Here is a 20,936-nt window from a genome sequence, read left to right on the forward strand (position 1 = left end):
TTAGTCCTGCCGGTAATTCGGCGCCTCGCGGGTGATCGCCACATCATGCACGTGGCTTTCCCGCAGGCCGGCACCGGTGATGCGCCGGAACTGCGTCCGGGTCTGCAGGTCGGCGATGCTGGCGCTGCCGGTATAGCCCATGCCGGCGCGCAGGCCGCCGACCAGCTGGTGCACCACCGCCGCCATGCCGCCCTTGAACGCCACCCGCCCTTCGATGCCTTCCGGCACCATCTTCAGGGTGTCCTTGATTTCCTGCTGGAAGTAGCGATCGGCCGAGCCGCGCGCCATCGCCCCCAGGCTGCCCATCCCGCGATAGGCCTTGTACGAGCGGCCCTGATACAGGAACACCTCGCCCGGCGCCTCCTCGGTCCCGGCCAGCAGGCTGCCGACCATCACCACGTCCGCGCCGGCGCCGATCGCCTTCACAATGTCGCCCGACGTCCGCACCCCGCCATCGGCGATCGCCGGAATGTCGTGCTCGTGGCACGCCGCCGCCGTCTCCATCACCGCGCTGAATTGCGGCACGCCGACGCCCGCCACCACACGCGTGGTGCAGATGCTGCCCGGTCCGATGCCGATCTTCACCGCGTCCGCGCCGGCCCGGATCAGCGCCAGCGCCGCCTCGGGCGTGGCCACGTTGCCGGCGATCACCTGCACGTTGTTGGAGAGCTTCTTCACCCGCTCCACCGCCGCCAGCACGCCTGCGGAATGCCCATGCGCGGTATCGATCACCAGCAGGTCGACGCCCGCTTCGATCAGCGCCTGGCCGCGGGTGAACCCGTCCTCGCCGACACCGGTCGCGGCCGCCACGCGCAGGCGCCCCATCTCGTCCTTGTTGGCGAGCGGGTGGGCGACCGCCTTGTCCATGTCCTTGACCGTGATGATGCCGATGCAGCGGCCCTGGTCGTCCACCACCAGCAGCTTCTCGATCCGGTTCCGGTGCAGCAGCTGGCGCGCCTGGTCGGGCGTGGCGCCATCGGTCACGGTAATCAGGTTGTCGCGGGTCATCAGCTCCTCGACCCGCGCGGTCGGGTCGGTGGCGAAGCGGACGTCGCGGTTGGTCAGGATGCCGACCAGCCGTCCATTGCCGGGCTCGACCACCGGCAGCCCGCTGATCCGCGCCCGCGCCATGATCGCGCGCACCTCGGCCAGGGTCTGCTGTGGCGTGACGGTGACCGGATTGACCACCATGCCGCTCTCGAAGCGCTTCACCCGGCGGACATGCTCGGCCTGCTCGGCGATATCGAGGTTCTTGTGGATGACGCCGAGGCCGCCCTGCTGCGCCATGGCGATCGCCATCGCGTCCTCGGTGACGGTGTCCATGGCTGCCGACACCAGCGGGATGTTCAGGCTGATCCGGCGGGTCAGGCGGGTGCGGGTGTCGGTGGCGTTCGGCAGCACCTCGGAATAGCCCGGCACGACCAGAACGTCGTCGAAGGCCAGTGCCTCCCGGATCCGCGCGTCCATACCGGCGCCGGGATGGGCGAAGCTGTTCCGGGCATCATCCATGGCGCACGCTCTCCTGGCAGGGAGTGCCCGGGTGGCGCGGCCGATGCGGATCATCGGCGGCTCAACGTCCGTGCCTCGGGTCCCGACCTCTGGCGGGTCCCCCTACAACGGTGGGCGCGCCGATGCAAGAATCCTCGGCTGGACCGGTCGGACCAGGTGTGCTCGGGATGATCTTCTGCAGGAACGAGGGGCAGAACAGCCAGATGAAGCAGGTCGTTCTCATCACCGGGGGCGCCACGGGGATCGGCCTCGCGCTGGCCGAGGCCTTCATGAGTGCCGGCGACGAGGTCGCAGTATGCGGCAGGTCGGAGGCCACTCTCGAACGCTTCTCCGCAGCCCACCCGCACGCGCTGGCGATACGGGCCGACGTGACCATCGATGCGGACCGGATCGCCATGCTCGACGCCGTCACCGATCGTTTCGGCCGGGTCGATATCCTGGTGAACAATGCCGGCACCTTCGTCGAGCGGAATTTCTTGACCGACATCGACGTCACGAAGGGTCTCGAACAGGAGGTCGCCCTCAATTTGACGGCGCCGATCCTGCTTACGGGCGAGGTGCTGCGCCGCTGCCCCGACCTCGCCGCGATCGTATTCGTGACGTCCGGTTATGCGCTGGTGTCACCCACCCGGGCCCCGACCTATGGCGCAGTCAAGGCGGGGCTGCACGGCTTTGCCGAGGCACTACGCCGCCAGCTTGCACCGAACGGCACGCATGTCCTTGAACTGCTTCCACCGCTTGTCGACACGCCCATGACCACGAACACCTCGGGCAGGAAGCTCTCGCCGGAGACGGTTGCGGCGGTCACGCTGAAGGCGCTGGCCCAGCGCCGACCGATGGCGCTGCCCGGCCAGACCAGGTGGCTCCCGCTGTTGCTGAGGCTCGTGCCGAACAGCATCGGTCGTCTGGTCGGCAGCAGCTAGGATGGCGGTCGAGGCCAGCTCAAAGGGCTCTGGGCTGGGAAGCAGGATGCTCGATCACGCCGAGCAGGCTGCCCTGTAAGAGTTGAAATAGGACCAGACCCATCGGGTCGACGAGACCGGGCTGAAGCGCATCTACATGGTCAGGGATCTCGCCCGAGGACCGAAGCGATCCCGAACAGTTGTCGGCCTCAGCGACGGATACCCCGCCGCCGGGCCAGCAGGTTGGCAACCAAGCCGGTCCAGCCGGTCTGGTGCGATGCGCCGAGCCCCTTGCCGCTGTCGCCGTGGAAGTATTCGTGGAACAGCACCAGGCCAGCGAAGTGCGGGTCGCTCTGCAGCTTCTCGCAATCGCCGTAGATCGGCCGACGACCCTCCTCGTCACGCAGGAACAACCGGGTCAGCCGCTCGGCGATGTCATCCGCGATGTCGTGCAACGTGCGGAAGTGCCCCGACGCCGTTGGACATTCGACGAGAAAATCGCGGCCGTAATAATCATAGAAGCGATCCAGCGCCTCGACGATCAGGAAGTTCATCGGAAACCAGATCGGCCCGCGCCAGTTCGAATTGCCGCCGAACATTTCGGTGCGGCTCTCGCCAGGTTCATAGGCGACGTCGATGCGCGCGCCGGCATTCTCGAACACGTAGGGGTTTTCGGCGTGGTAGCGCGACAGCGAGCGCACGCCGTGCTCGGACAGGAACTCGTTCGGATCGAGCACGCGCAGCAGCAGGCGCTTCATCCGGTGGCCGCGGAGCAGCGATAGCAGACGGCGCTCGCCGATGCCGGGCTCGTCCCACCGCGCCACCAGGCCGGCCAGATCCGGTCGCCGGCTCAGGAACAGATGCAGCCGGCGGGCGAAGTTCGGCAGCTTCTTCAGCATGTCCGGTTCGAGCGTCTCGACCGCGAACAGCGGCGTCAGTCCGACCATCGAGCGCAGCTTGAGCTCGCGCATGCTGCCGTCGGGCAGGTTCAGCACGTCGTGGAAGAATTTGTCGCTCTCGCTCCACAATCCGACACCGCGCTCGCCGATATCGTTGATTGCCTGCGCGATATACAGGAAATGCTCGAAGAACTTCGATGCGATATCCTCGAATGCGCTGTCATGCATGGCGAGCTCGAGCGCGATCCGCATCATGTTGAGTGCGAACATCGCCATCCAGGCGGTGCCGTCGGTCTGGTCGAGATAGCCGCCCATCGGCAACGGACGCGAGCGATCGAAAACGCCGATATTATCGAGCCCGAGGAAGCCGCCCTGGAACACGTTGCGGCCCTGGTTGTCCTTGCGATTGACCCACCAGGCGAAGTTCAGCAGCAGCTTGTGGAAGATCTGCTCCAGGAAACCGCGGTCGCCGCTGCCGGCATTCTGTTCCTGCTCGATCTGGTACACGCGCCACGCCGCCCAGGCCTGCACCGGCGGATTGGCGTCGCCGAAGTTCCACTCGTACGCAGGGATCTGGCCGTTCGGATGCATGTATGCTTCCGACGCCAGCAACAGCAGCTGGTCCTTGGCGAAGGAGCTGTCGATCAGCGCGAACGTGACGCAGTGGAATGCGAGGTCCCAGGCGGCGAACCACGGATATTCCCACTTGTCCGGCATCGAGATGACGTCGGCGGCATTCATGTGGCGCCAGTCGCTGTTGCGGCCCCGCTTGCGGTTGGCGGGGGGTGGCGGCAGCGTCGGATCACCGCGCAACCAGCGATAGACGTCGAGCGCATAGAACTGCTTGTTCCAGATCATCCCGGCGAGCGCCTGGCGCTGCACCATCCGCGCGTCGGCGTCGGGGATGTCCTTCTGCAGCGATGCGTAGAACCGATCCGCCTCGCTCCTGCGGGTATCCACGATCGCGTCGAAGCCGGCAAAGGGCGGAATGATCGGCTCGCCGCGCACCAGGCGAACCCGCATCGTCCAGGACTCACCCGGCTCCAGCTCACGTTTTTGCCATACGGCACATTTGGTGGCCGGCCCCTCGCTGCGCACGGCGTGCTGGTCGCCGCGCACGATCCGCTCGTGGAACCCGTCCTTGTACACCCCCTCGCCCGGATCAAGACCCATGATGCGCGGGTTGGTCTCGTTCTCGCAGAACAGGATCTCCGGGCCGTCCTCGTAATGGAACGTGTAGTGGCCCAGCATGCGGTGCTCGGCAACGATGCGGTTGGGCCCGTAATTGCGCATCGACGGCTTCGGATGGTTCTCGCGCCAGGACCAATGATTGGCAAAGAACAGCTGCGGCAGCATGTGCAGCACGGCCGGCTCGGCGCTGCGATTGGAGGCGGTCACCCGCATCAGGATGTCGGCCTCGGCCGCCTTGGCGTACTCGATCATCACGTCGAAATAGCGATCATCGTCGAACAGGCCGGTATCCAACAGCTCGAATTCACCCTCGGTGCGCGACCGTCGACGGCTTTCCTCGGCCAGGCGCTCGTACGGGAACTCGGCCTGCGGATACTTGTACAGCATGCGCAGGTAGGCGTGCGACGGGAGCGCATCGAGGTGCCAGTAGAGCTCCTTGACGTCCTCGCCGTGGGTGCCCTGCGGACCGGTCAGCCCGAACAGCCGCTCCTTCAGGATATGGTCGCGGCCGTTCCACAACGCCAGCGACAGGCACAGACGCTGGGTCTCGTCGCTGATCCCGGCGAGCCCGTCCTCACCCCAGCGATACGCCTTCGAGCGCGCCTGGTCGTGTGGCAGGTAGGTCCAGGCGTCACCGCCCTCGCTGTAATCCTCGCGCACCGTGCCCCACTGGCGGTCGCCGAGATACGGCCCCCACAGGCGCCAGTTGCGCATGCCGTGGCTGTGTTCGTCGAGCCGTCGCCGCTCGACATCGCGGGAACGGAGATCGGCCGATCGCGGCGTGGTCATGTCAGGCAGTGGACGCGAGCGCGTTGCGGAGGATGTCGCGCAGGACCTGGGCGCGCTCGGGGCGGAACCCGGTGGCGACGACGTAGAGCTCGCTGGACTCCTTGCGGCTGGCCGGCGGCTTGGCGTGGCGGACGGTGGCGAAGGCCTGCTTCATCGGCGTCAGCATCTGCTTCTCGGTGCCGCCCTGGAACACCTTGGCAACGAAGCTGCCGCCCTCCGCCAGCACCTCCATGGCGAAATACAGTGCCAGTTCGGCCAGGCCGATGATCCGGATATGGTCGGTGGCGGCGTGGCCGGTGGTGTTCGGCGCCATGTCCGACAGCACGAGGTCGGCCGGACCGCCCAGCATCTGGCGCAGCCGTGCCGGCAGTTCCGGATCGTTGAAGTCGCCCTGGATGATCTCGGCGCCACGCACCGGGTCCACCGGCAGCAGGTCGACGCCGACCACCCGGGCCGCGCCGCGCTTCACCGCAACCTGGGCCCAGCCTCCGGGTGCGGCACCCAGATCGACCACCCGCATGCCGGTGCGGATCAGCTGGTACTTGTCGTCGAGCTCGATCAGCTTGAACGCCGCACGCGAGCGCCAGCCCTGCTTGCGGGCAGCCACGACATAGGGGTCGTTCAGCTGCCGGGACAGCCAGCGCTGCTGTGCCGTCGTGCGCCCGCGCGCGGTCCGCAACGACACCGCCTTGCTGCGGCTGGTCTGTGCGGTCGCCGCGTCGCCCTGGGTGGTGGCGGCGCCCGGCCGGTTGGCGCCGGTCTTGCCTGGCTGCCGACCCGGCACCGCCGGCCCCCGCCCGGGGATCGAGGGCACCCGCCCAGGGGTCGAAGGCCCACGCCCCGGAGCCGATGGACCGTTGCCAGGGCCGCTGCCACTGCGCTTGGCCATCAGGACATGGCCCGGATTGCGCCGGCTCGTGGCGTCGAGACATGCATGGAGCCGCTGTCGGCTGCGGCGATACGGTGTGTGGTCGGGGTGCGGTCGCGCATCATGCGGAGCAGCATACCATCCCTGAGGCCGCGGTCAGCCACCACGACGCTGTCGGTCGGCCAGAGGCGGTGGATCGCGTCGAAGATCGCGCATCCCGGCAGCACGGTGGCCGAGCGCTCGGGGCCGACGCAGGCATGCTGTGCCAGGCCGGCCGGTCCAAGATCGCGCAGCAGTCGGATCGCGTCATGCGCCGCCCTGCGGGACAGCACGACACCATCGACAAGCGCACGGCGATACCGCTGCAGCCCCAACGACACGCCTGCGAGCGTGGTGACCGTGCCGCTTGTTCCAAGCAGCCGGACGACGCCACGTCGCACCTCCCGGGCGATGCAATGCACCGCCTCGAAGTCCCTGAGCTGGGCGATCACGTGCTCGACCATCGCCTCGTAGCCGACATGGCTATAGGCGGTGGACCCGAACCGCTCGGCCAGGGTGATCACGCCGAGCGGCAGGCTCTGGGTCCCGACCAGCTCCGGGCGGCCGTCCCTGCCCGTTTCCGTGCCCGGCCGCCCGTCACCGGCGACACGGATCCAGGCGATCTCGGTCGAGCCGCCGCCGATATCGAAGATCAGCGCCCGGCTGCGTGCCCGGTCCGGTTCCGCGGTCGGAACGCGGGCGCTGCCTGGTGCGGCGCCGTCCTGCTCCGCGCGCCCTGGGTGTCCGGAGGTGTCGGGCAGATCCGCCTGCAACAGGGCAGCACAACTCTCCAAAGCCAGCTCGGCCTCTTCGCGGGTCGAGATCACGTCGATCTGGAGACCGGTCTCGTGGCGCACGCGTTCGATGAAGCTGCGACCGTTATCGGCGCGACGACAGGCTTCGGTGGCAATCGCGCGCAGACCGCGCAGGCGGCGGCGACCGATCCGACCGGCACAGGCCTGCAGCGCACCGATGGCGCGGTCCATGGCAGCGTCGCTGAGGCGCCCGGAGCTGTGCAGACCCTCTCCCAGCCGGACGATGCGGCTGAAGCTGTCGATCACCCGGAAGCCGTTCTGCGAGGGTGCGGCGATCAGCAGCCGGCAGTTGTTGGTGCCGAGATCCAATGCCGCGTAGGCGGGTGGGGAGACCATGCGCGGCGTGACGGGATCCGGAGGCATGGATGCGGGACCGAGGGGGGCCGGGCTTAGCGGGGCCGGGCTCAGGGGAGTCGGCCTCCGGGAGGATTGGACAGCGGCATGATCGATCACTGCCGGCGCCTCCCCTCCGTGGGATCACGGAAACCTGATCTTCGGCTGCCCCTATCGGAGCGGCAAGCCATTTCTCCGGCCGGGATGGCGGTCCGTTCGTGATCGCGGTTGCCAGCCACCCCAGCCGGTGCTACCTCCGCGACCGCAGCACGCTTGGTCGGGTTGCCCGCCGCTTGGGGGATAGTTTAGCGGTAGAACTTCCGACTCTGACTCGGAAAGCCTTGGTTCGAATCCAGGTCCCCCAGCCAAATCAAACACCTACTTGACGGCCCTGCTGCGCGTCCGGCGTCATCAGGCCGGCCGGAAGGCCTGACGACGGACGTGTCCACCGCGATGCCGCCGGTGAGCCTGACACCGTCCATACCCGCCACGCGAGGCAGGACGATCAAGGCGAGCCTGAACGCCGCCGCTCCTGATCGATCGCGGGGAGTGGACGTAGGCGCCCGACCTAGGGATGACCGATAGCGACCTGCGTCAGATCATGTTCGAGCGCTTCCGCGAGCGCCGGCAGAGATCCGCCGCGAGCCGCAAGGTCCCTCGACCGGTGCAGGAGGTGGTGTCGCGGCGCGACCTGTCATGCTGCCGCGATGTCACCGCCGCCACGGAGGAACGGCATCGTCGCCACCCCGCGGCCTCGTGTTGCGGCACCCCACGCGTGCAACGCCTTCCGATGCGTCGGGCCCGTGGCTCGCCTGTCGGACGACACCGAACGCGACCGGAACGGCGCGTCGATACGCGCGACCGCGCGGAGCAGCCCGCGGATGTCGGTGATGTGTGTAGCGTCCTGAACGACTTTGCCTGCGAGATGCGCAAGCCACCTGACAATGGATTGCCCTTGGAGTGACCGATGGCGGCGTGACAACCTCGACCCTCGCCGACACCCTAGCCACGATAGCGGGCGACGCACGACGTTGCCGTCGCAAGGGCCTCCACCGTTCATGAAGTCGATACTGCCTGCATTCTTCGCACCACCGCGTCAGGCTGCTGCGTCGGCAGCACCCGAACCGCCTTTCGCGGCTGCGATGTCCCCCGAGAGCGTTCCTGCACCGAGGCTCACGGTCACGGCGCGCCGGCCGCTCCGGCGTCTGGTCGTGACGGACCCGATCCGCATGATCGATGGCCGGCTCCACCTCCTGCTCGACGACGATCTGGCCTGCCCGCTGCACCATGGCGACCCGTCGGGCCTGCACCCCGGCTGGACCGCGCCTGCGCTGTATATCGGATGCGACCAGTTGCTCTGGCTGTCGCTGCAGCATGAGGAAGGCCACCAGGCGGACTGGTTCCTGACGGAAAGCGGGACGCTTCTCGCGGATCGGCTGGAGGCTATTCCCGGTCCGATCCTGGACGGTCTCCTCCAGCATGTGCGCATTCTGCTCGAGTTGCCGGCGGGACCGACGCATGACGAGGCGGCGGCAGCGCTGGGCCTCATGCACGCCCGCACGCTCGACGCCATCCGCCAGCAGATCGCCGACCGGGACAGGCGATGCAGGATACCGGAATTCGGCTCGACCCCGGCGCCGGTGACGATGCCGGCACAGCCCGGAGCGATGCATCCGGTGGTGCGCATCGCGGGAGCGGACCTCGCGGGATCGGGCCTGCTGGCGGGCATCTGGCGGCGCGAAGGCGACCGCATTGCGGTGGATGCCGGTCATCGGCTGTCCGTCACGGTGACACTCCCGTATCGGCCGATCCATGCAAGGGTCAGCTTCGACATCAGCGGAAGCGACCGCGCGCGCAAACTGACCGTCGCCACCGGCGGCTGGACGCTGGGCACGACCCGCGTCGGCCCCGAGAAGGCGATGGGCAGTCATCTCGATTACTGGATCCCGGCCGAGGCGCTGCACGGCAACACGGTCACGATCGACCTGGTCACTCCCGCGGAGGACACGTCGTCCACGGCCTTCATGCTCGACCGGATGGCATGCGACGTGGGCCCGGCAGCCCCGGAAATCATCCCTCCTGCGGATGACGCGGCCCTGATGGCGATGTTCGAGAGCCTGGGCGAGAATTGCGAATTCGGCTTCGTGCAGCGGCATTTCGGCAGTGAGCCGCTCGGCCTTTTCCGCTTCAGCGGGACCGGCGAGATCCACAACACGCTGCGTCTGCTGGACGGGGATTTCGCGGGTCTTGGCGACCCCGGCTCGCTATCCACCATTGCGACGGATGCCGTGCTCTACCGACTGCCGGAGCCGCCGCTGATCATCCCGGAATTCATGATGGTCGATCGGAAGCAGAACTTCTGGTACCACACGTTCCGCGGCCCGGAGCACGATACGGAAGCCGAGGCGTGCGCGCTCAACGAGCAGAAGCTCCGCTACCTGACCCGCAAGTTCATCGAGGATCTCGAGGATGGCGACAAGATCTGGTTGCTGAAGGACAGCGTCCGCGGCGACGTCAACGAGGCGTTCGCGTTTCTCGATGTGCTCAACCGCCGCGGCCCCAACAAGCTGTTCTGGGTGACGCGTGTCGTGGAGGGTCGACCGTCGGGGGCGGTCGAGTGGCTCGCACCCAACCTTCTGCGTGGCTACTCGGGCGGCCCACATCACGACCCGCAGATCTTCGAGCCGCACACCTGGAAGCTCCTGTGCAGCAACGCTGCGCGCGCGTTCGCCGAACGCGACGCCGGACAAGGCTGAGCGTCCTCGAAGCCGGTAATCGTGTTCCGCCGACAATCTGCCGATCACGGTCCCAAGGACCTCGATCCCAGGCCGGCCTCGACGGGCCAGGCGACCCTGCGTGTCAGCGCAGCGTCGTGCAGAACCGGGCGATGCGGCGGCAGGCCTCGGCCAGGCTGTCATCGTCCGAAGCAACGCTGAGCCGGACATACGGACTGATCCCGAAGGCGCTGCCGGCGACCACCGCGACATGCTCCTCGTCCAGCAGGGCCAGGGCGAAATCTTCATCGCTGTCGATCCGAATGCCGCCGGCACTGGTGCGACCGATGCAGCCTGCTATCCCCGGATAGGCGTAGAACGCGCCCTCCGGAATGGCGCAGGTGACGCCGGGGATCGCCCTGAGTGCCGCCACGACCATGTCGCGCCGGCGGCGATAGGTGTCGCGCATGGTCGCCACCAGGTCCTGCGGTCCGGACAATGCCGCCGCCGCCGCCGCCTGGCCGATCGACGAAGCTCCGGATGTGGCGTTGCTCTGGATCACCAGCATCGCCCGGATCAGTGCCGCCGGGCCGCCGGCATATCCGATCCGCCAGCCGGTCATGGCGTAGCTTTTCGACACGCCCGACAACGTCAGGATGCGGTCACGCAGCGACGGTACCACCCGCGCCAGCGAGGCATGTGCGGCATCGCCGAAGACCAGATGCTCGTAGATCTCGTCACACAGGATCCAGACATCCGGGTGCCGCGTGAGCACCTCGCCCAGCGCCTGCAGGTCGGCTTCGGTGCAGATGGCGCCGGTCGGGTTGTTGGGGAAATTCAGGATCACCCATTTCGTGCGCGGTCCGATCGCCGCCGCCAGCGCCTCGGGTCGCAGGCGGAAGCCGTCCACTTCCGAGCAGGCGGCAAAAACCGGAACACCGCCCAGCAATTCCACCGTCAGCGGATAGCTCGCCCAGTACGGCGCCGGGATCACCACCTCGTCGCCTGGATCGAGCGTCGCCATGAACGCGTTGAACAGGATCTGCTTGCCGCCATTGGCAACCATCACCTCGTCCAGCGTGTATTCGATGCCGTTCTCGTGGGCGAACTTCGCGATCACCGCCTGCTTCAGGGCGGCTGTTCCATCCACCGGCGGATATTTCGTCTGGCCCTCGCGCGCTGCCGCGTAGGCCGCCTCGATCACATGCGGCGGGGTCGCGAAATCAGGCTCTCCCAGGGCAAGCGATATGACGTCGTGGCCAGCCTGGCGCAGCGCACGCGCCTTGATCGACATGGCAATGGTCGCCGGCGCCGACGACGTGGCGAGCCGCGAAGCAAGACCGGGCATGCTGCCTCCGTACGCCCGGTCAGTGCAGGCCAGCGCAGAAGCGCTGGATACGACTGCAAGCTTCCCGAAGGCTCTCGGTGTCGGTGGCATACGACACCCGGAAATGGCCCGGGAACATGAACGCCGCACCGTGCACCGTGGCCACGCCCTGCTCCTCCAGCAGTGCGGTGACGAAGGCCTCGTCATCGGCAATCAGCGTGCCGCCGGCACTAGTCTTGCCGATGCAGCCCTGCATCGAGGGATACACGTAGAACGCGCCTTCGGGCTTGTGGCAGTTGAGCCCGGCGGCTTCGTTCAACATCCCCACCACCATGTCGCGACGCGCCTGGTAGGTCGCGACCATCTCGCCGATGAAATCCTGCGGCCCGGATAACGCTTCCAGCGCCGCCGCCTGGCTGATCGAGGACGGGTTCGAGGTCGACTGGCTCTGCAGCTTGTCCATCGCCTTGACGAGCTTCAGCGGCGCGCCGGCAAAGCCGATCCGCCAGCCGGTCATCGCGTAGGCCTTCGAGCAGCCGTTCATCGTTACCGTGCGATCGCGCAAGCGCGGCTCCACCTGAACGATCGTGGCCGGGCGGAACCCGTCATAGACCAGCTTGTCGTAGATATCGTCGGTGAAGATCCAGACATCCGGATGACGCAGCAGCACGTCGCAGATCGGCCGCAACTCCTCTGCCGAATAGGCCGCACCGCTCGGATTGTTCGGTGAATTCAGGAAGAACCATTTCGTGCGCGGCGTAATCGCGGCCTCGAGGTCCTCGGCCCGAAGCTTGAACCCCGAGTTCGGCCCGCACGGCACGATCACCGGGGTGCCGTCCGCAAGGGCCACGATATCCGGATACGACACCCAGCACGGCGACGGGATGATCGCCTCGTCGCCGGCATCGAGTGTCGCCACCATCGCGTTGTAGATCACCTGCTTGCCGCCGGTGGAGACGACGATCTCCTCCGGCATGTAGTCCAGTCCGGAATCCAGCCGGAACCGCTCCGCCACCGCACGCCGCAGCGCCGGCGTCCCCGACACGTCGGTGTATTTCGTCTGGCCGGCCTCGATCGCCCGGATCGCCGCCTGCTTGACGTTCTCCGGCGTGTCGAAATCCGGCTCCCCGGCGGACAGGCTGATGATGTCGCGGCCAGCCGCCTTCAGCGCACGCGCCTTGGTCGAGATGGCGATGGTCTGGCTGGGGCTGATCTTGTTCAGGCGGGCGGCGATGAGGTCCATGATGGTCTGCCAGAAGCTCCGGTGATGCGGCCGTCACAGTACAGCCGAACCCGCCGCGGGCAACCTCCCGCATGGGCAAGGCTGCGTCCCGGCGGACCCACCCGAACCATCAGTCGATCCTGAACAGGTTGAAGCCCCAGCCGGCGACGTCGAGGTACAGACCGGAGCGCGCGATCTCGCCGCCGTCGCGCTCGTAGCGTTCCGGATCGAGCTGGTCGGTCAGGCCGATGGCGCCGTCGCCGAGTTGCGCGTGCAGCCGGCACTGGCCGCGGTCGGGTCCGTAATTCACCGCCAGCAGGTATTTCGGGCCGGCCTCGTCGTGCCACACCGCCGCGACGAAACGCTCGTGGCTCGGATTGCCGTCCCAGGCCGGCACCGGGGCCAGCGGCTCGTAGCGCCCCCCGCGAAACACCGGCTGATCGAGCACCCGAAGCAGCCGCTGGTAGAACGCCAGTACCGCTTCATCGACGGGCTCGTCCGGACCACGATCCAGGTGGATCGGGATATGCACCCGCAGGCCCTCGAGCTGACCCTGATGCAGCAGCCGCAGGCCGGGCGCCGCGAAGGCGAGCATCGCTGCCGCCTGGTGCCGTGGCCAGTCGAACGCCGCCGCCGCCCGCGCCTCGTCATGGTTCTCCAGGAAGCGCACCAGGTGCGCCTGCGCCGCCGGTTCGGCCGCCAGCAGCGAGCGCGCCCGACCGGCATCGCCGTCATGCAGCGCATCGTACAGCGCCTTGTCGTAGGAGAAATCGAAGCCGTCCTGGATCAGCCGGTGCTCCAGGCCCCAATACACCTCCGCCATGAACACGAAATCCGGATGGGCGGCACGCACGGCCCGGATCGCATCCGGCCAGAACTCGCCCACGCTGCGCCCGGCGAGCTGGGCCGCCCAGGTTCGCTCGAAGACGTCCGGCAGCAGCAGCATCGCCATGTCGCAGCGCACCCCGTCGCACGTTCCGGCGATCTGCAGCAGCGTCTCGGCCATCGCCGCCTGCGTCTCCGGATTGGCGTAATCGAGCTGGATGCTGTCCGGCCAGCCGGGGAAGTACGGATCCCGGCCATGCGCGAAGATGCCGTTCTCGAGCCGGATCCAGTTGGCGGGCGCCTCCGCCAGCTCCGCCTCGCCACCACCGACGAACAGCGACGGACGCGAGGCCACCCACGGGTGATCGAGCGCTAGGTGGTTCGGCACGAAATCCAGCATCAGCCGCAGGCCGGCGGCGTTCACCCGCGCACGCAGCCGGGCCAGCGCCGCATCGCCGCCGAATTCTTCCGCCGCGGCATAGCGCGCAACGGCGAATGGAGAGCCGGAGACGTCCTCGGGTGCGAGGTCTGGCAGCGCCTCCCGGAACCCCTCCTGCCAGGCCGGATTGCTGCGCGAGATCGCACGACCCGCAGGCCCCGTCTGCCAGACGCCGAGACACCAGACCCAGTCGAACCCCAGCTCCCTGAGGGCGGCCAGCGCCGCATCGGGAATGTCGTCGAAGCCGGCCGGACGGCCGAGTGCGGCTTCGATGCGACGCATCAGCACCCGCGTGTTGACCTGGTAGAGCATGGGATTGGGCGGCAGATCGTGCATGCGTGGTCCTCCGCCGGGCAGACTACGTCAGCTTACGCCAGCTTCGCCATGACCCGGACCCGCTCCAGAACCTCCTCGGGCGTGATGCCTCGATGACGCAGTGCCCGCAGCGTCAGCGCCTGGTCGCGCTTGGCGAAACGGCGGCCACTCTCGTCGCGCAGCAGCGGATGATGCGCATAGACCGGTGCCGGCCACCCCATCAGCGCCTGCAGCAGGCGATGCAGGTCGGTGCTGGGGCCGAGGTCGGTCCCGCGGGTGACCAGCGTGACCCCGGCCCGGGCGTCGTCGTGGGTGACGCACAGATGGTAGCTCGCCGGCGCATCCTTGCGAGCCAGCACGACATCGCCGAACAGCTCCGGCCGGCAGGGGATCGCGCCCTGCCCGTCCTCGATCCGTGACAGCCCGCCGCCGACCTGCCGGCAAGCCTCCGCCATGTCGAGCCGGAGCGCATGCGACTCACCGGCCTCCACCCGAGCGCGGGCTGCAACAGGATCGATCCGGCGGCACAGGCCGGGATAGCGTGCCGACCCGTCCGGCGCTGCGTGCGGAGCGGCGCCCGCCGCCGCGATCTCGGCGGCGATGTCGGCGCGCCGGCAGAAACACGGATACAGCAGCCCCCGCCCGGCCAGTTGCTCCAGCGTCTGCCGGTACTCATCCAGATGCGCCGACTGCACCCTTGCCGGGCCGTCCCAGTGCAGTCCGAGCCATTCGAGATCCTCGCACACCCCGGCTGCGAACTCCGGCCGGCAGCGACCCGGATCGATATCCTCGAGTCGCAACAGGAAGCGTCCGCCGGCCTCGCGGGCCCGGCTCCAGGCGGTCAGCGCCGACCAGGCGTGGCCCAGATGCAGATATCCGGTCGGGCTCGGCGCGAACCGCGTCACGACCGGCTGGCTGGCGGTGGGAGGCTCTCTACTCATGCGACAAGTTGGTGACGGCAGGGTTGCGGAAAGGCGCGCAGCTTGCAGAGCATGGTGCCCTCTGCAATACAAACTCCAGGTTCTCGACGACGCACATCGACTGGCGTTTCGTTTGACGAAAGCCAAGCCGTTTCGCGCGCCGTCCGTGAAAGGATGCGCACTTGCCTGACGGCGGCCTGCACTTCCCGGCACTCGTGCTCAACGCGGATTTTCGCCCGCTGTCCTATTTCCCGCTCTCGGTGTGGTCCTGGCAGGACGCCATCAAGGCAGTGTTCCTCGATCGCGTCTCGGTGCTCAGCGAATATGACCGCGAGGTGCATTCGCCGAGCCTGTCGATCCGGCTGCCCAGCGTCATCGCGCTGAAGGACTACATCCCGTCCGCCCGGCGCCCCGCCTTCACGCGCTTCAACGTGTTCCTGCGCGACAACTTCTCCTGCCAGTACTGCTCGGACCGCCTGCCGACGCACGACCTGACCTTCGACCACGTGATCCCGCGCTCGCGCGGCGGTCGCACCACCTGGGAGAACGTCGTGACCGCGTGCGGCAGCTGCAACCTGCTGAAGGGCAACCGGCTCCCGCGCGAGATCCACATGCATCCGCGCAAGACCCCCTCGCAGCCCACCACCTGGGAGCTGCAGGAGAACGGCCGCGCCTTCCCGCCGAACTTCCTGCATGAGAGCTGGCGCGACTATCTCTACTGGGACAGCGTGCTCGAGAGCTGACATCCCGCCGTACTGGCGCATCGGATCGTCAGGAGCGGCGGGAGGTGGGGCGTCTCGCCAGCTGGTCCAGCGCGTCGCCATTGGCCCGACCCCAGGCGTAGAGCAGCTCCACCGGCTCGACGAAGCGCCGTCCGAGCGGGGTCAGCTGGTATTCGACCGCCGGCGGCACGGTGCCATGCACGTGGCGGGTCAGCAGGCCGCTCCGCTCCATCTCGCGCAACGTCTGGGTCAGCATCTTCTTGGACACCCCGGGCAGGCTGCGCTGCAGCACACCGGTGCGCGCAATGCCGTCGTGGCGGGCGTGCAACGTGTGCAGGATCATGCTGGTCCACTTTGTCGTGAACACCTCCAGCACCCGGCGTGGTGCACAATCCTCGCGCCATTCCGGCTCGGCCGTTCCAGGCTGCATCGCTGGTTACCTCCTGGTGCCTAGGTTCCTGATTGGTGCCGTCTAGAAGCGTTTGCGGCCGCTGCCCAGCTTCAATGGCACACAACGCAGGAGCTTGATGATGGCCGGAACGGCTTTGGTGGTGGGCGCGAGCGGGATCGTCGGAAGTGCCACGGCGGCGCTGCTGGCGGAACAGGGCTGGACCGTGCACGGGCTCGCGCGTCGACCGGGCTCACAGCCGGGCGTGCTGCCACTGGCGGCCGACCTCCTCGATGCCGCGGGCACCAAGGCGGCACTCAGCCAGGTGCAGCCCGATGCCGTGTTCATCACCACCTGGCTGCGCCAGGACTCGGAAGCGGAGAACATCCGGGTCAATGCCGGCATGGTCCGCAACCTGCTCGACGGGCTGCCGGCGCCGAACGGCCCCCGCCACGTCGCCCTCGTGACCGGGCTCAAGCACTATCTCGGGCCATTCGAGGCCTACGGAAAAGGCACGCTGCCGCAGACCCCGTTCCGTGAGGAGCAGGGCCGGCTCGACGTCGAGAACTTCTACTATGCGCAGGAGGACGAGGTCTTCGCCGCCGCCGCGCGCGACGGCTTCACCTGGAGCGTGCACCGCCCGCATACGGTGATCGGCAAGGCCGTCGGCAATGCCATGAACATGGGCACGACGCTCGCCGCCTACGCGACGTTGTGCCGAGAGACCGGCCGGCCCTTCCGCTTCCCCGGTCACCAGGCGCAATGGAGCGGGCTCACCGACATGACCGACGCGCGGCAGCTGGCCCGGCACCTGCTCTGGGCCGCCGCGACGCCCGCCGCACATGACGAAGCCTTCAACGTGGTCAATGGCGACATCTTCCGCTGGCAGTGGATGTGGGGCCAGATCGCCGCCTGGTTTGGCCTGGAGCCCGCACCCTTCGACGGCAGCATGACACCGCTGGCCGAGCAGATGGCGGATGATGCGCCGGTGTGGCGGCGGATTGCCGAACGCGAAGGACTGGCCGAGCCCGACCTCGACCGCCTGTCCTCGCCTTGGCACACCGACGCCGATCTCGGCCGGCCGCTGGAGGTCGTGACCGACATGTCCAAGAGCCGGCGCCTGGGCTTCACCGCCTACCAGCCGACCGACGACGCGTTCTTCGACCTGTTCGGGCAGCTGCGTGCCGACCGGCTGATCCCCTGATCGGACCCTCGCCATGACAACCGACTTCTCCCGCTCCGACAACGAGCATCGCGCGCCTGTGCGCCGGGCCTTCACCGCCACGACCCGGCCGCTGATCGTCACGCCGACGTTCGTCAGCCGCGTCGACGACACCCCGCCCGGCGAGCGCCCCCAGGACGAGGGGGCGTCCAAGGACGTCCGGGGTCGCGAGGTCCGCCGGCCCGACCTGCATCCGGGCAGGCTGGCGCTGGAGCCTGATCCAGGCCTCGCGTTCGAGCACTGGGACGAATACTGGCGCAAGGTGCACGGCCCCAAGTTCGCGTGGGACGAGCCCGGCAGCTCGTCGGAGCTGGTGCTGCGCTACGACCAGCTGCATCGCATCGCCTCGGGCCCGTCCTCGTTCTTCCGGCCACCCTACCGCGCGATGGTGGACGATACCGGCCGGCTCCCGTCCGACCCGGAGAAGCGGGTGCCGGCGTTCGGGCGTCCGCGCTGGGACGGGCTTGCCTACATCACCTACGCCGAGCAACCCGACATCAAACGCACGCTCGGGCAGGAGAAGTTCGCCCAACGCATCATCGAGGATGAGCGGGTCGCGTTCCGGATGGTGACCCGCGAGATCACCCGCGAGTTCATCCTGATCCCGAGCGCCCGGCATCGCGACGCGGTCAGCCTGGTCGCGATCCACATGCGCCGGCCGGAGCTCAGCCGGGCCGAGTTCCAGGCCCGGCTGCTGGGCGAGCATGCCAGGCTGGTGCTGGCGCAACGGGCGACGCACGAGTTCGTCCGCCGCTACGCCCAGCTGCACACTATCGGCTCGACCCAGGAGGATCCGGAGGGCAGCCGGATCGACGCCGTCTCGGTCATGGGCTTTGCCTCGCTGAACGATGTCGAGGACTACCTGGTCAGCCCCGATTATGCGGCGATCGAGGCGTCGGAGCACCGTTTCGCCGGCGACGGCTCGGAGTTCTGGACCGCGGTCAATTACAGCGTGATCAACCGGCTGCTGCCCGAACTGGCGACCGAGCTTCCGGCCTGAGCCACCCGCCGCGGTCCGGGGGCGCCGTCACGGCAGCCTTGGCGACCCCAGGCCCGGCGGGTGTGCCGCCCCCGACACCACCAGGTTCGCCTGGGCAAGGGTGCTAACCAGGATCTCCTGGATCCCCGACACCATGATTTGCACGCCGATGCACAGCAGGATCAGCGCCACCAGGCGGGTCACGATGCGGGCACCCGAGCGTCCCAGCAGCCGTACAAATCGCGGGGCGCCTGCATAGGCGATCCAGACCAGCAGGCACACCGCGACCGCGGCCAGGCAGGTACCCACCCCGAACTCGACGCGGTCCATCACGTGCGCCGCCTCCGGACGCTCGGCGCCGAGCGCGATCGCCACCGAGATGCTGCCCGGCCCGACCGTGAACGGCATCGTGAGCGGGAAGAATGCCGTGGAGGCGACATCGGCGCTGGCGGTGCGGCCGTCCTGGTAGGCCTGGCGCTCCTTGTTGGCCTCGTTGGCTTCCGGCGCCTGCAACAGGCTCCAGGCCCGGACCGCGACCACCAGCCCGCCGGCGATCCGGAGTGCACCGATGGTGATGCCGAAGAACGCCAGCAGCGTGCTGCCGATCCACAGCGACAGCAGCAGGATCAGCAGCCCGTAGAGGGCCACCCGGCGTGCCAGCATGGCGCGTTCTGCCGGACTGCGCCCGTCGGTGACCTCGGCGAAGATGAGTGCCGCGCCGAACGGATTGACGATCGAGAACAGCGCCGGGAACGCCAGCAGGAAGGCACCCGAGAGGCTCGCGAAATTCGCCGTCTCGGCACTCAGGATGGCCATGTCTGCTCCCGATCGCCGCGTGCTGCCCCGCGCCCCAGTGGCCGCGGATCAGGTGGTGCCGACACGCGGCGGGTATGAAACGCCCCCGTGCGATGGCGGCTCGTCACATCGACCATAGCCCGTGACGGGCCCGTGTCGACATCCAGCATCTGCACGATGATCCGGCGCTGTCCTGGGCGGCGGGCGGCCGCTGCTGGCGGTGCGCGGGGGCTTGCATCGCCCCGGGCGCTGATTTACATGCTCCGCCACTGGCTACGTCCTGTTCGTCTAGAGGCCTAGGACACCGCCCTCTCACGGCGGTAACAGGGGTTCGAATCCCCTACGGGACGCCACACTTCTGCGCTTAATCCTTGTTTTCTGGTCCAATTATGGTCCAATCCTCCTTTGGAGGACGGACGCATGGGCAGGCCCAAGGCCATCGAAAACACCCTCGACCCCGCGACAGGCAGGCCATTGCCGCTGGGCGTGGCCTGTCGCGGGGCATCGCAGTACCGTGCCCGCAAACTCGTCGACGGCACCCGTGTCACCAGGACATTCGACACGTCACGCCTCGCGAGAGAGTGGCTGGAGGAGACGTCGGTTCGAGTTCGAGAGGGCGCCTTCGTCGACCGGCGGTCGCTGGACCAAACGACGCTTGCGGAATTGGTCCAACGGTTTGTCACCGCTGAGATGCAGGACGGCGGCCGACGCCGCGGCGCCGCGGAGGACCGTGGCCACGTCCCGGCCATCATGACCGACACCATAGGCAGCCTCCCGCTCTCCAGGCTGACACCGACGGCGATCCGGAGCTTCCGTGACCGACAGGGCAAGGCGTACGCGGCTTCGACCGTTGTAAAGCGGCTGAACCTGCTGGCACGCATCCTGAACCACGCGATCGGCGAATGGGACGTGCCACTGGCTGTGAACCCGGCGTCGAGCGCGCTGGTGAAGCGGCCGGACGGTGCCGACATCAAGCGCGAGCGACGGCTGGAGGCGCCGCGTCAACAGGAGCTTCGGGATGCCGCGGCCAGGGGCGAGGAGAAGCCCGAGGGCGAGGAAGAACGCCTCCTTAAGGGTGTCGCGGCGTCGCCGTGTGCTGATGATGTCCTGGTCACGAGACTGGCTCTGGCGCAGGCGATGCGTATGGGGGAGATCATCGCACTCCGCTGGGTGGACATCGACTTCGAAAAGAAGCTCCTGACGGTCCGTGGTCGCCATGAGCGCGGCACGAAGACGGGAGGCCACCTGAAAACCGCCCGTCGAAAGGAAGAGAGAGGCTGGGAGATCCGGCCGCTGATGCCCGAGGCGGCAGCCACCTTGATCGAGAAGCTCGGTGACAGAAAGCCAGACGCTGAAGCGCTGGTATTCTCTGTTGGCGGCCCGAACGCTTTCAAGGTCAGGATCGGCCGGATTATCGCGAAGGCGGGGCTGCAAGACCTCCGCTTTCATGACCTGCGCCATATCGCGACATCCAAGCTGGCAAAGCGTTATCCGAACCCACTGGACCTGAAGCGGGTTACCGGACACCAGGACGTGAAGTCGCTGGACCGGTACTACCAGCCGGACCTGACCGAACTGGCAGAGGCAGGCGGACTATCGTGAAGCAGCTCTCGCGGTGAAGCACAGAAGGCTTCTACACGGCTGGGTGGCGGTCTGGATCCCGTGTTCCACGACTTCTTCGGTTTCAGATACAGCCTGGGTATCGCCTTTAAGGCCGACGACA

At 67.8% G+C, this 20,936-nt stretch carries 16 protein-coding genes and 2 tRNA genes; 8 read left to right on the forward strand and 10 right to left on the reverse strand.

Annotated elements, in window-relative coordinates; all coding sequences use genetic code 11:
* The gene (gene guaB / locus ACOEQ2_RS01210; RefSeq protein WP_419729576.1) at positions 1-1,509 is read right to left on the reverse strand and encodes an IMP dehydrogenase; all 1,509 of its coding nucleotides are present in this window, start codon (positions 1,507-1,509) and stop codon (positions 1-3) included.
* A 122-nt stretch (positions 1,510-1,631) separates the two neighbouring features.
* On the opposite strand from guaB, the gene ACOEQ2_RS01215 reads away from it, so the two are divergent.
* Positions 1,632-2,432, forward strand: coding sequence for an SDR family NAD(P)-dependent oxidoreductase (locus tag ACOEQ2_RS01215; RefSeq protein WP_419729577.1), 801 nt, complete (start codon positions 1,632-1,634; stop codon positions 2,430-2,432).
* 188 nt (positions 2,433-2,620) lie between these two features.
* Here the strand turns inward: ACOEQ2_RS01215 and ACOEQ2_RS01220 are convergent, their stop codons facing one another.
* The 3 genes from ACOEQ2_RS01220 to ACOEQ2_RS01230 all read right to left on the reverse strand — a co-directional run bounded on the left by ACOEQ2_RS01220 (position 2,621) and on the right by ACOEQ2_RS01230 (position 7,375).
* Positions 2,621-5,290 (reverse strand): MGH1-like glycoside hydrolase domain-containing protein, encoded by a 2,670-nt coding sequence (locus tag ACOEQ2_RS01220; protein WP_419729578.1) that lies wholly within the window; start codon positions 5,288-5,290, stop codon positions 2,621-2,623.
* A 1-nt stretch (position 5,291) separates the two neighbouring features.
* Positions 5,292-6,095: an RlmE family RNA methyltransferase gene (locus ACOEQ2_RS01225; protein ID WP_419731104.1), complete on the reverse strand. Its 804-nt coding sequence runs from the start codon at positions 6,093-6,095 to the stop codon at positions 5,292-5,294.
* An 83-nt stretch (positions 6,096-6,178) separates the two neighbouring features.
* Positions 6,179-7,375 carry a Ppx/GppA phosphatase family protein gene (locus tag ACOEQ2_RS01230; protein WP_419729579.1) on the reverse strand — a complete coding sequence of 399 codons (1,197 nt, stop codon included), beginning with the start codon at positions 7,373-7,375 and terminating at the stop codon, positions 6,179-6,181.
* A gap of 264 nt (positions 7,376-7,639) precedes the next feature.
* On the opposite strand from ACOEQ2_RS01230, the gene ACOEQ2_RS01235 reads away from it, so the two are divergent.
* Together ACOEQ2_RS01235 and ACOEQ2_RS01240 are read left to right on the forward strand one after the other, a co-directional pair.
* Positions 7,640-7,713: transfer RNA gene (locus ACOEQ2_RS01235), tRNA-Gln, on the forward strand.
* Positions 7,714-8,556: 843 nt separating this feature from the next.
* Positions 8,557-10,101: a hypothetical protein gene (locus tag ACOEQ2_RS01240; RefSeq protein WP_419729580.1), complete on the forward strand. Its 1,545-nt coding sequence runs from the start codon at positions 8,557-8,559 to the stop codon at positions 10,099-10,101.
* A 103-nt stretch (positions 10,102-10,204) separates the two neighbouring features.
* Here the strand turns inward: ACOEQ2_RS01240 and ACOEQ2_RS01245 are convergent, their stop codons facing one another.
* From ACOEQ2_RS01245 to gluQRS, 4 genes are all read right to left on the reverse strand, one after another.
* Positions 10,205-11,407 carry a pyridoxal phosphate-dependent aminotransferase gene (locus tag ACOEQ2_RS01245; protein ID WP_419729581.1) on the reverse strand — a complete coding sequence of 401 codons (1,203 nt, stop codon included), beginning with the start codon at positions 11,405-11,407 and terminating at the stop codon, positions 10,205-10,207.
* A 19-nt stretch (positions 11,408-11,426) separates the two neighbouring features.
* Positions 11,427-12,629 (reverse strand): pyridoxal phosphate-dependent aminotransferase, encoded by a 1,203-nt coding sequence (locus tag ACOEQ2_RS01250; protein WP_419729582.1) that lies wholly within the window; start codon positions 12,627-12,629, stop codon positions 11,427-11,429.
* 109 nt (positions 12,630-12,738) lie between these two features.
* Positions 12,739-14,208 (reverse strand): alpha-amylase family glycosyl hydrolase, encoded by a 1,470-nt coding sequence (locus tag ACOEQ2_RS01255; protein WP_419729583.1) that lies wholly within the window; start codon positions 14,206-14,208, stop codon positions 12,739-12,741.
* Positions 14,209-14,240: 32 nt separating this feature from the next.
* The gene (gluQRS, locus tag ACOEQ2_RS01260) at positions 14,241-15,128 is read right to left on the reverse strand and encodes a tRNA glutamyl-Q(34) synthetase GluQRS (RefSeq protein WP_419729584.1); all 888 of its coding nucleotides are present in this window, start codon (positions 15,126-15,128) and stop codon (positions 14,241-14,243) included.
* A gap of 161 nt (positions 15,129-15,289) precedes the next feature.
* Here gluQRS and ACOEQ2_RS01265 point away from each other — a divergent pair, with 161 nt between their 5' ends.
* Positions 15,290-15,850 (forward strand): HNH endonuclease, encoded by a 561-nt coding sequence (locus tag ACOEQ2_RS01265; protein ID WP_419729585.1) that lies wholly within the window; start codon positions 15,290-15,292, stop codon positions 15,848-15,850.
* Positions 15,851-15,878: 28 nt separating this feature from the next.
* Here ACOEQ2_RS01265 and ACOEQ2_RS01270 read toward each other — a convergent pair whose 3' ends face one another.
* A complete protein-coding gene (locus tag ACOEQ2_RS01270) occupies positions 15,879-16,259 on the reverse strand; it encodes a winged helix-turn-helix transcriptional regulator (protein ID WP_419729586.1) in 381 nt (126 codons plus the stop codon).
* Between the two features lie 100 nt (positions 16,260-16,359).
* Here ACOEQ2_RS01270 and ACOEQ2_RS01275 point away from each other — a divergent pair, with 100 nt between their 5' ends.
* Positions 16,360-17,421, forward strand: a complete 1,062-nt coding sequence (locus ACOEQ2_RS01275) for an SDR family oxidoreductase (protein WP_419731105.1) — start codon at positions 16,360-16,362, stop codon at positions 17,419-17,421.
* Between the two features lie 13 nt (positions 17,422-17,434).
* Positions 17,435-18,439: an EthD domain-containing protein gene (locus ACOEQ2_RS01280; RefSeq protein ID WP_419729587.1), complete on the forward strand. Its 1,005-nt coding sequence runs from the start codon at positions 17,435-17,437 to the stop codon at positions 18,437-18,439.
* Positions 18,440-18,466: 27 nt separating this feature from the next.
* Here the strand turns inward: ACOEQ2_RS01280 and ACOEQ2_RS01285 are convergent, their stop codons facing one another.
* A complete protein-coding gene (locus ACOEQ2_RS01285; protein WP_419729588.1) occupies positions 18,467-19,234 on the reverse strand; it encodes a MarC family protein in 768 nt (255 codons plus the stop codon).
* A 256-nt stretch (positions 19,235-19,490) separates the two neighbouring features.
* On the opposite strand from ACOEQ2_RS01285, the gene ACOEQ2_RS01290 reads away from it, so the two are divergent.
* Positions 19,491-19,566, forward strand: a tRNA-Glu gene (locus tag ACOEQ2_RS01290).
* A gap of 67 nt (positions 19,567-19,633) precedes the next feature.
* A complete protein-coding gene (locus tag ACOEQ2_RS01295) occupies positions 19,634-20,815 on the forward strand; it encodes a tyrosine-type recombinase/integrase (protein ID WP_419729589.1) in 1,182 nt (393 codons plus the stop codon).
* Positions 20,816-20,936: the final 121 nt, after the last annotated feature.

It is taken from the genome of Lichenicola sp. (genome assembly GCF_965198575.1).
Taxonomy (GTDB): Bacteria; Pseudomonadota; Alphaproteobacteria; order Acetobacterales; family Acetobacteraceae; genus Lichenicola.

Excerpts from the sequence above, each read along its gene's own strand:
- guaB (WP_419729576.1), bottom strand. The coding sequence starts at position 1,509 with ATGGATGATGCCCGGAACAGCTTCGCCCATCCCGGCGCCGGTATGGAC.
- ACOEQ2_RS01215 (WP_419729577.1), top strand. The coding sequence starts at position 1,632 with ATGCAAGAATCCTCGGCTGGACCGGTCGGACCAGGTGTGCTCGGGATG.
- ACOEQ2_RS01220 (WP_419729578.1), bottom strand. The coding sequence starts at position 5,290 with ATGACCACGCCGCGATCGGCCGATCTCCGTTCCCGCGATGTCGAGCGG.
- ACOEQ2_RS01230 (WP_419729579.1), bottom strand. The coding sequence starts at position 7,375 with ATGCCTCCGGATCCCGTCACGCCGCGCATGGTCTCCCCACCCGCCTAC.
- ACOEQ2_RS01245 (WP_419729581.1), bottom strand. The coding sequence starts at position 11,407 with ATGCCCGGTCTTGCTTCGCGGCTCGCCACGTCGTCGGCGCCGGCGACC.
- ACOEQ2_RS01250 (WP_419729582.1), bottom strand. The coding sequence starts at position 12,629 with ATGGACCTCATCGCCGCCCGCCTGAACAAGATCAGCCCCAGCCAGACC.
- ACOEQ2_RS01255 (WP_419729583.1), bottom strand. The coding sequence starts at position 14,208 with ATGCACGATCTGCCGCCCAATCCCATGCTCTACCAGGTCAACACGCGG.
- gluQRS (WP_419729584.1), bottom strand. The coding sequence starts at position 15,128 with ATGAGTAGAGAGCCTCCCACCGCCAGCCAGCCGGTCGTGACGCGGTTC.
- ACOEQ2_RS01270 (WP_419729586.1), bottom strand. The coding sequence starts at position 16,259 with ATGCAGCCTGGAACGGCCGAGCCGGAATGGCGCGAGGATTGTGCACCA.
- ACOEQ2_RS01275 (WP_419731105.1), top strand. The coding sequence starts at position 16,360 with ATGGCCGGAACGGCTTTGGTGGTGGGCGCGAGCGGGATCGTCGGAAGT.
- ACOEQ2_RS01280 (WP_419729587.1), top strand. The coding sequence starts at position 17,435 with ATGACAACCGACTTCTCCCGCTCCGACAACGAGCATCGCGCGCCTGTG.
- ACOEQ2_RS01285 (WP_419729588.1), bottom strand. The coding sequence starts at position 19,234 with ATGGCCATCCTGAGTGCCGAGACGGCGAATTTCGCGAGCCTCTCGGGT.
- ACOEQ2_RS01295 (WP_419729589.1), top strand. The coding sequence starts at position 19,634 with ATGGGCAGGCCCAAGGCCATCGAAAACACCCTCGACCCCGCGACAGGC.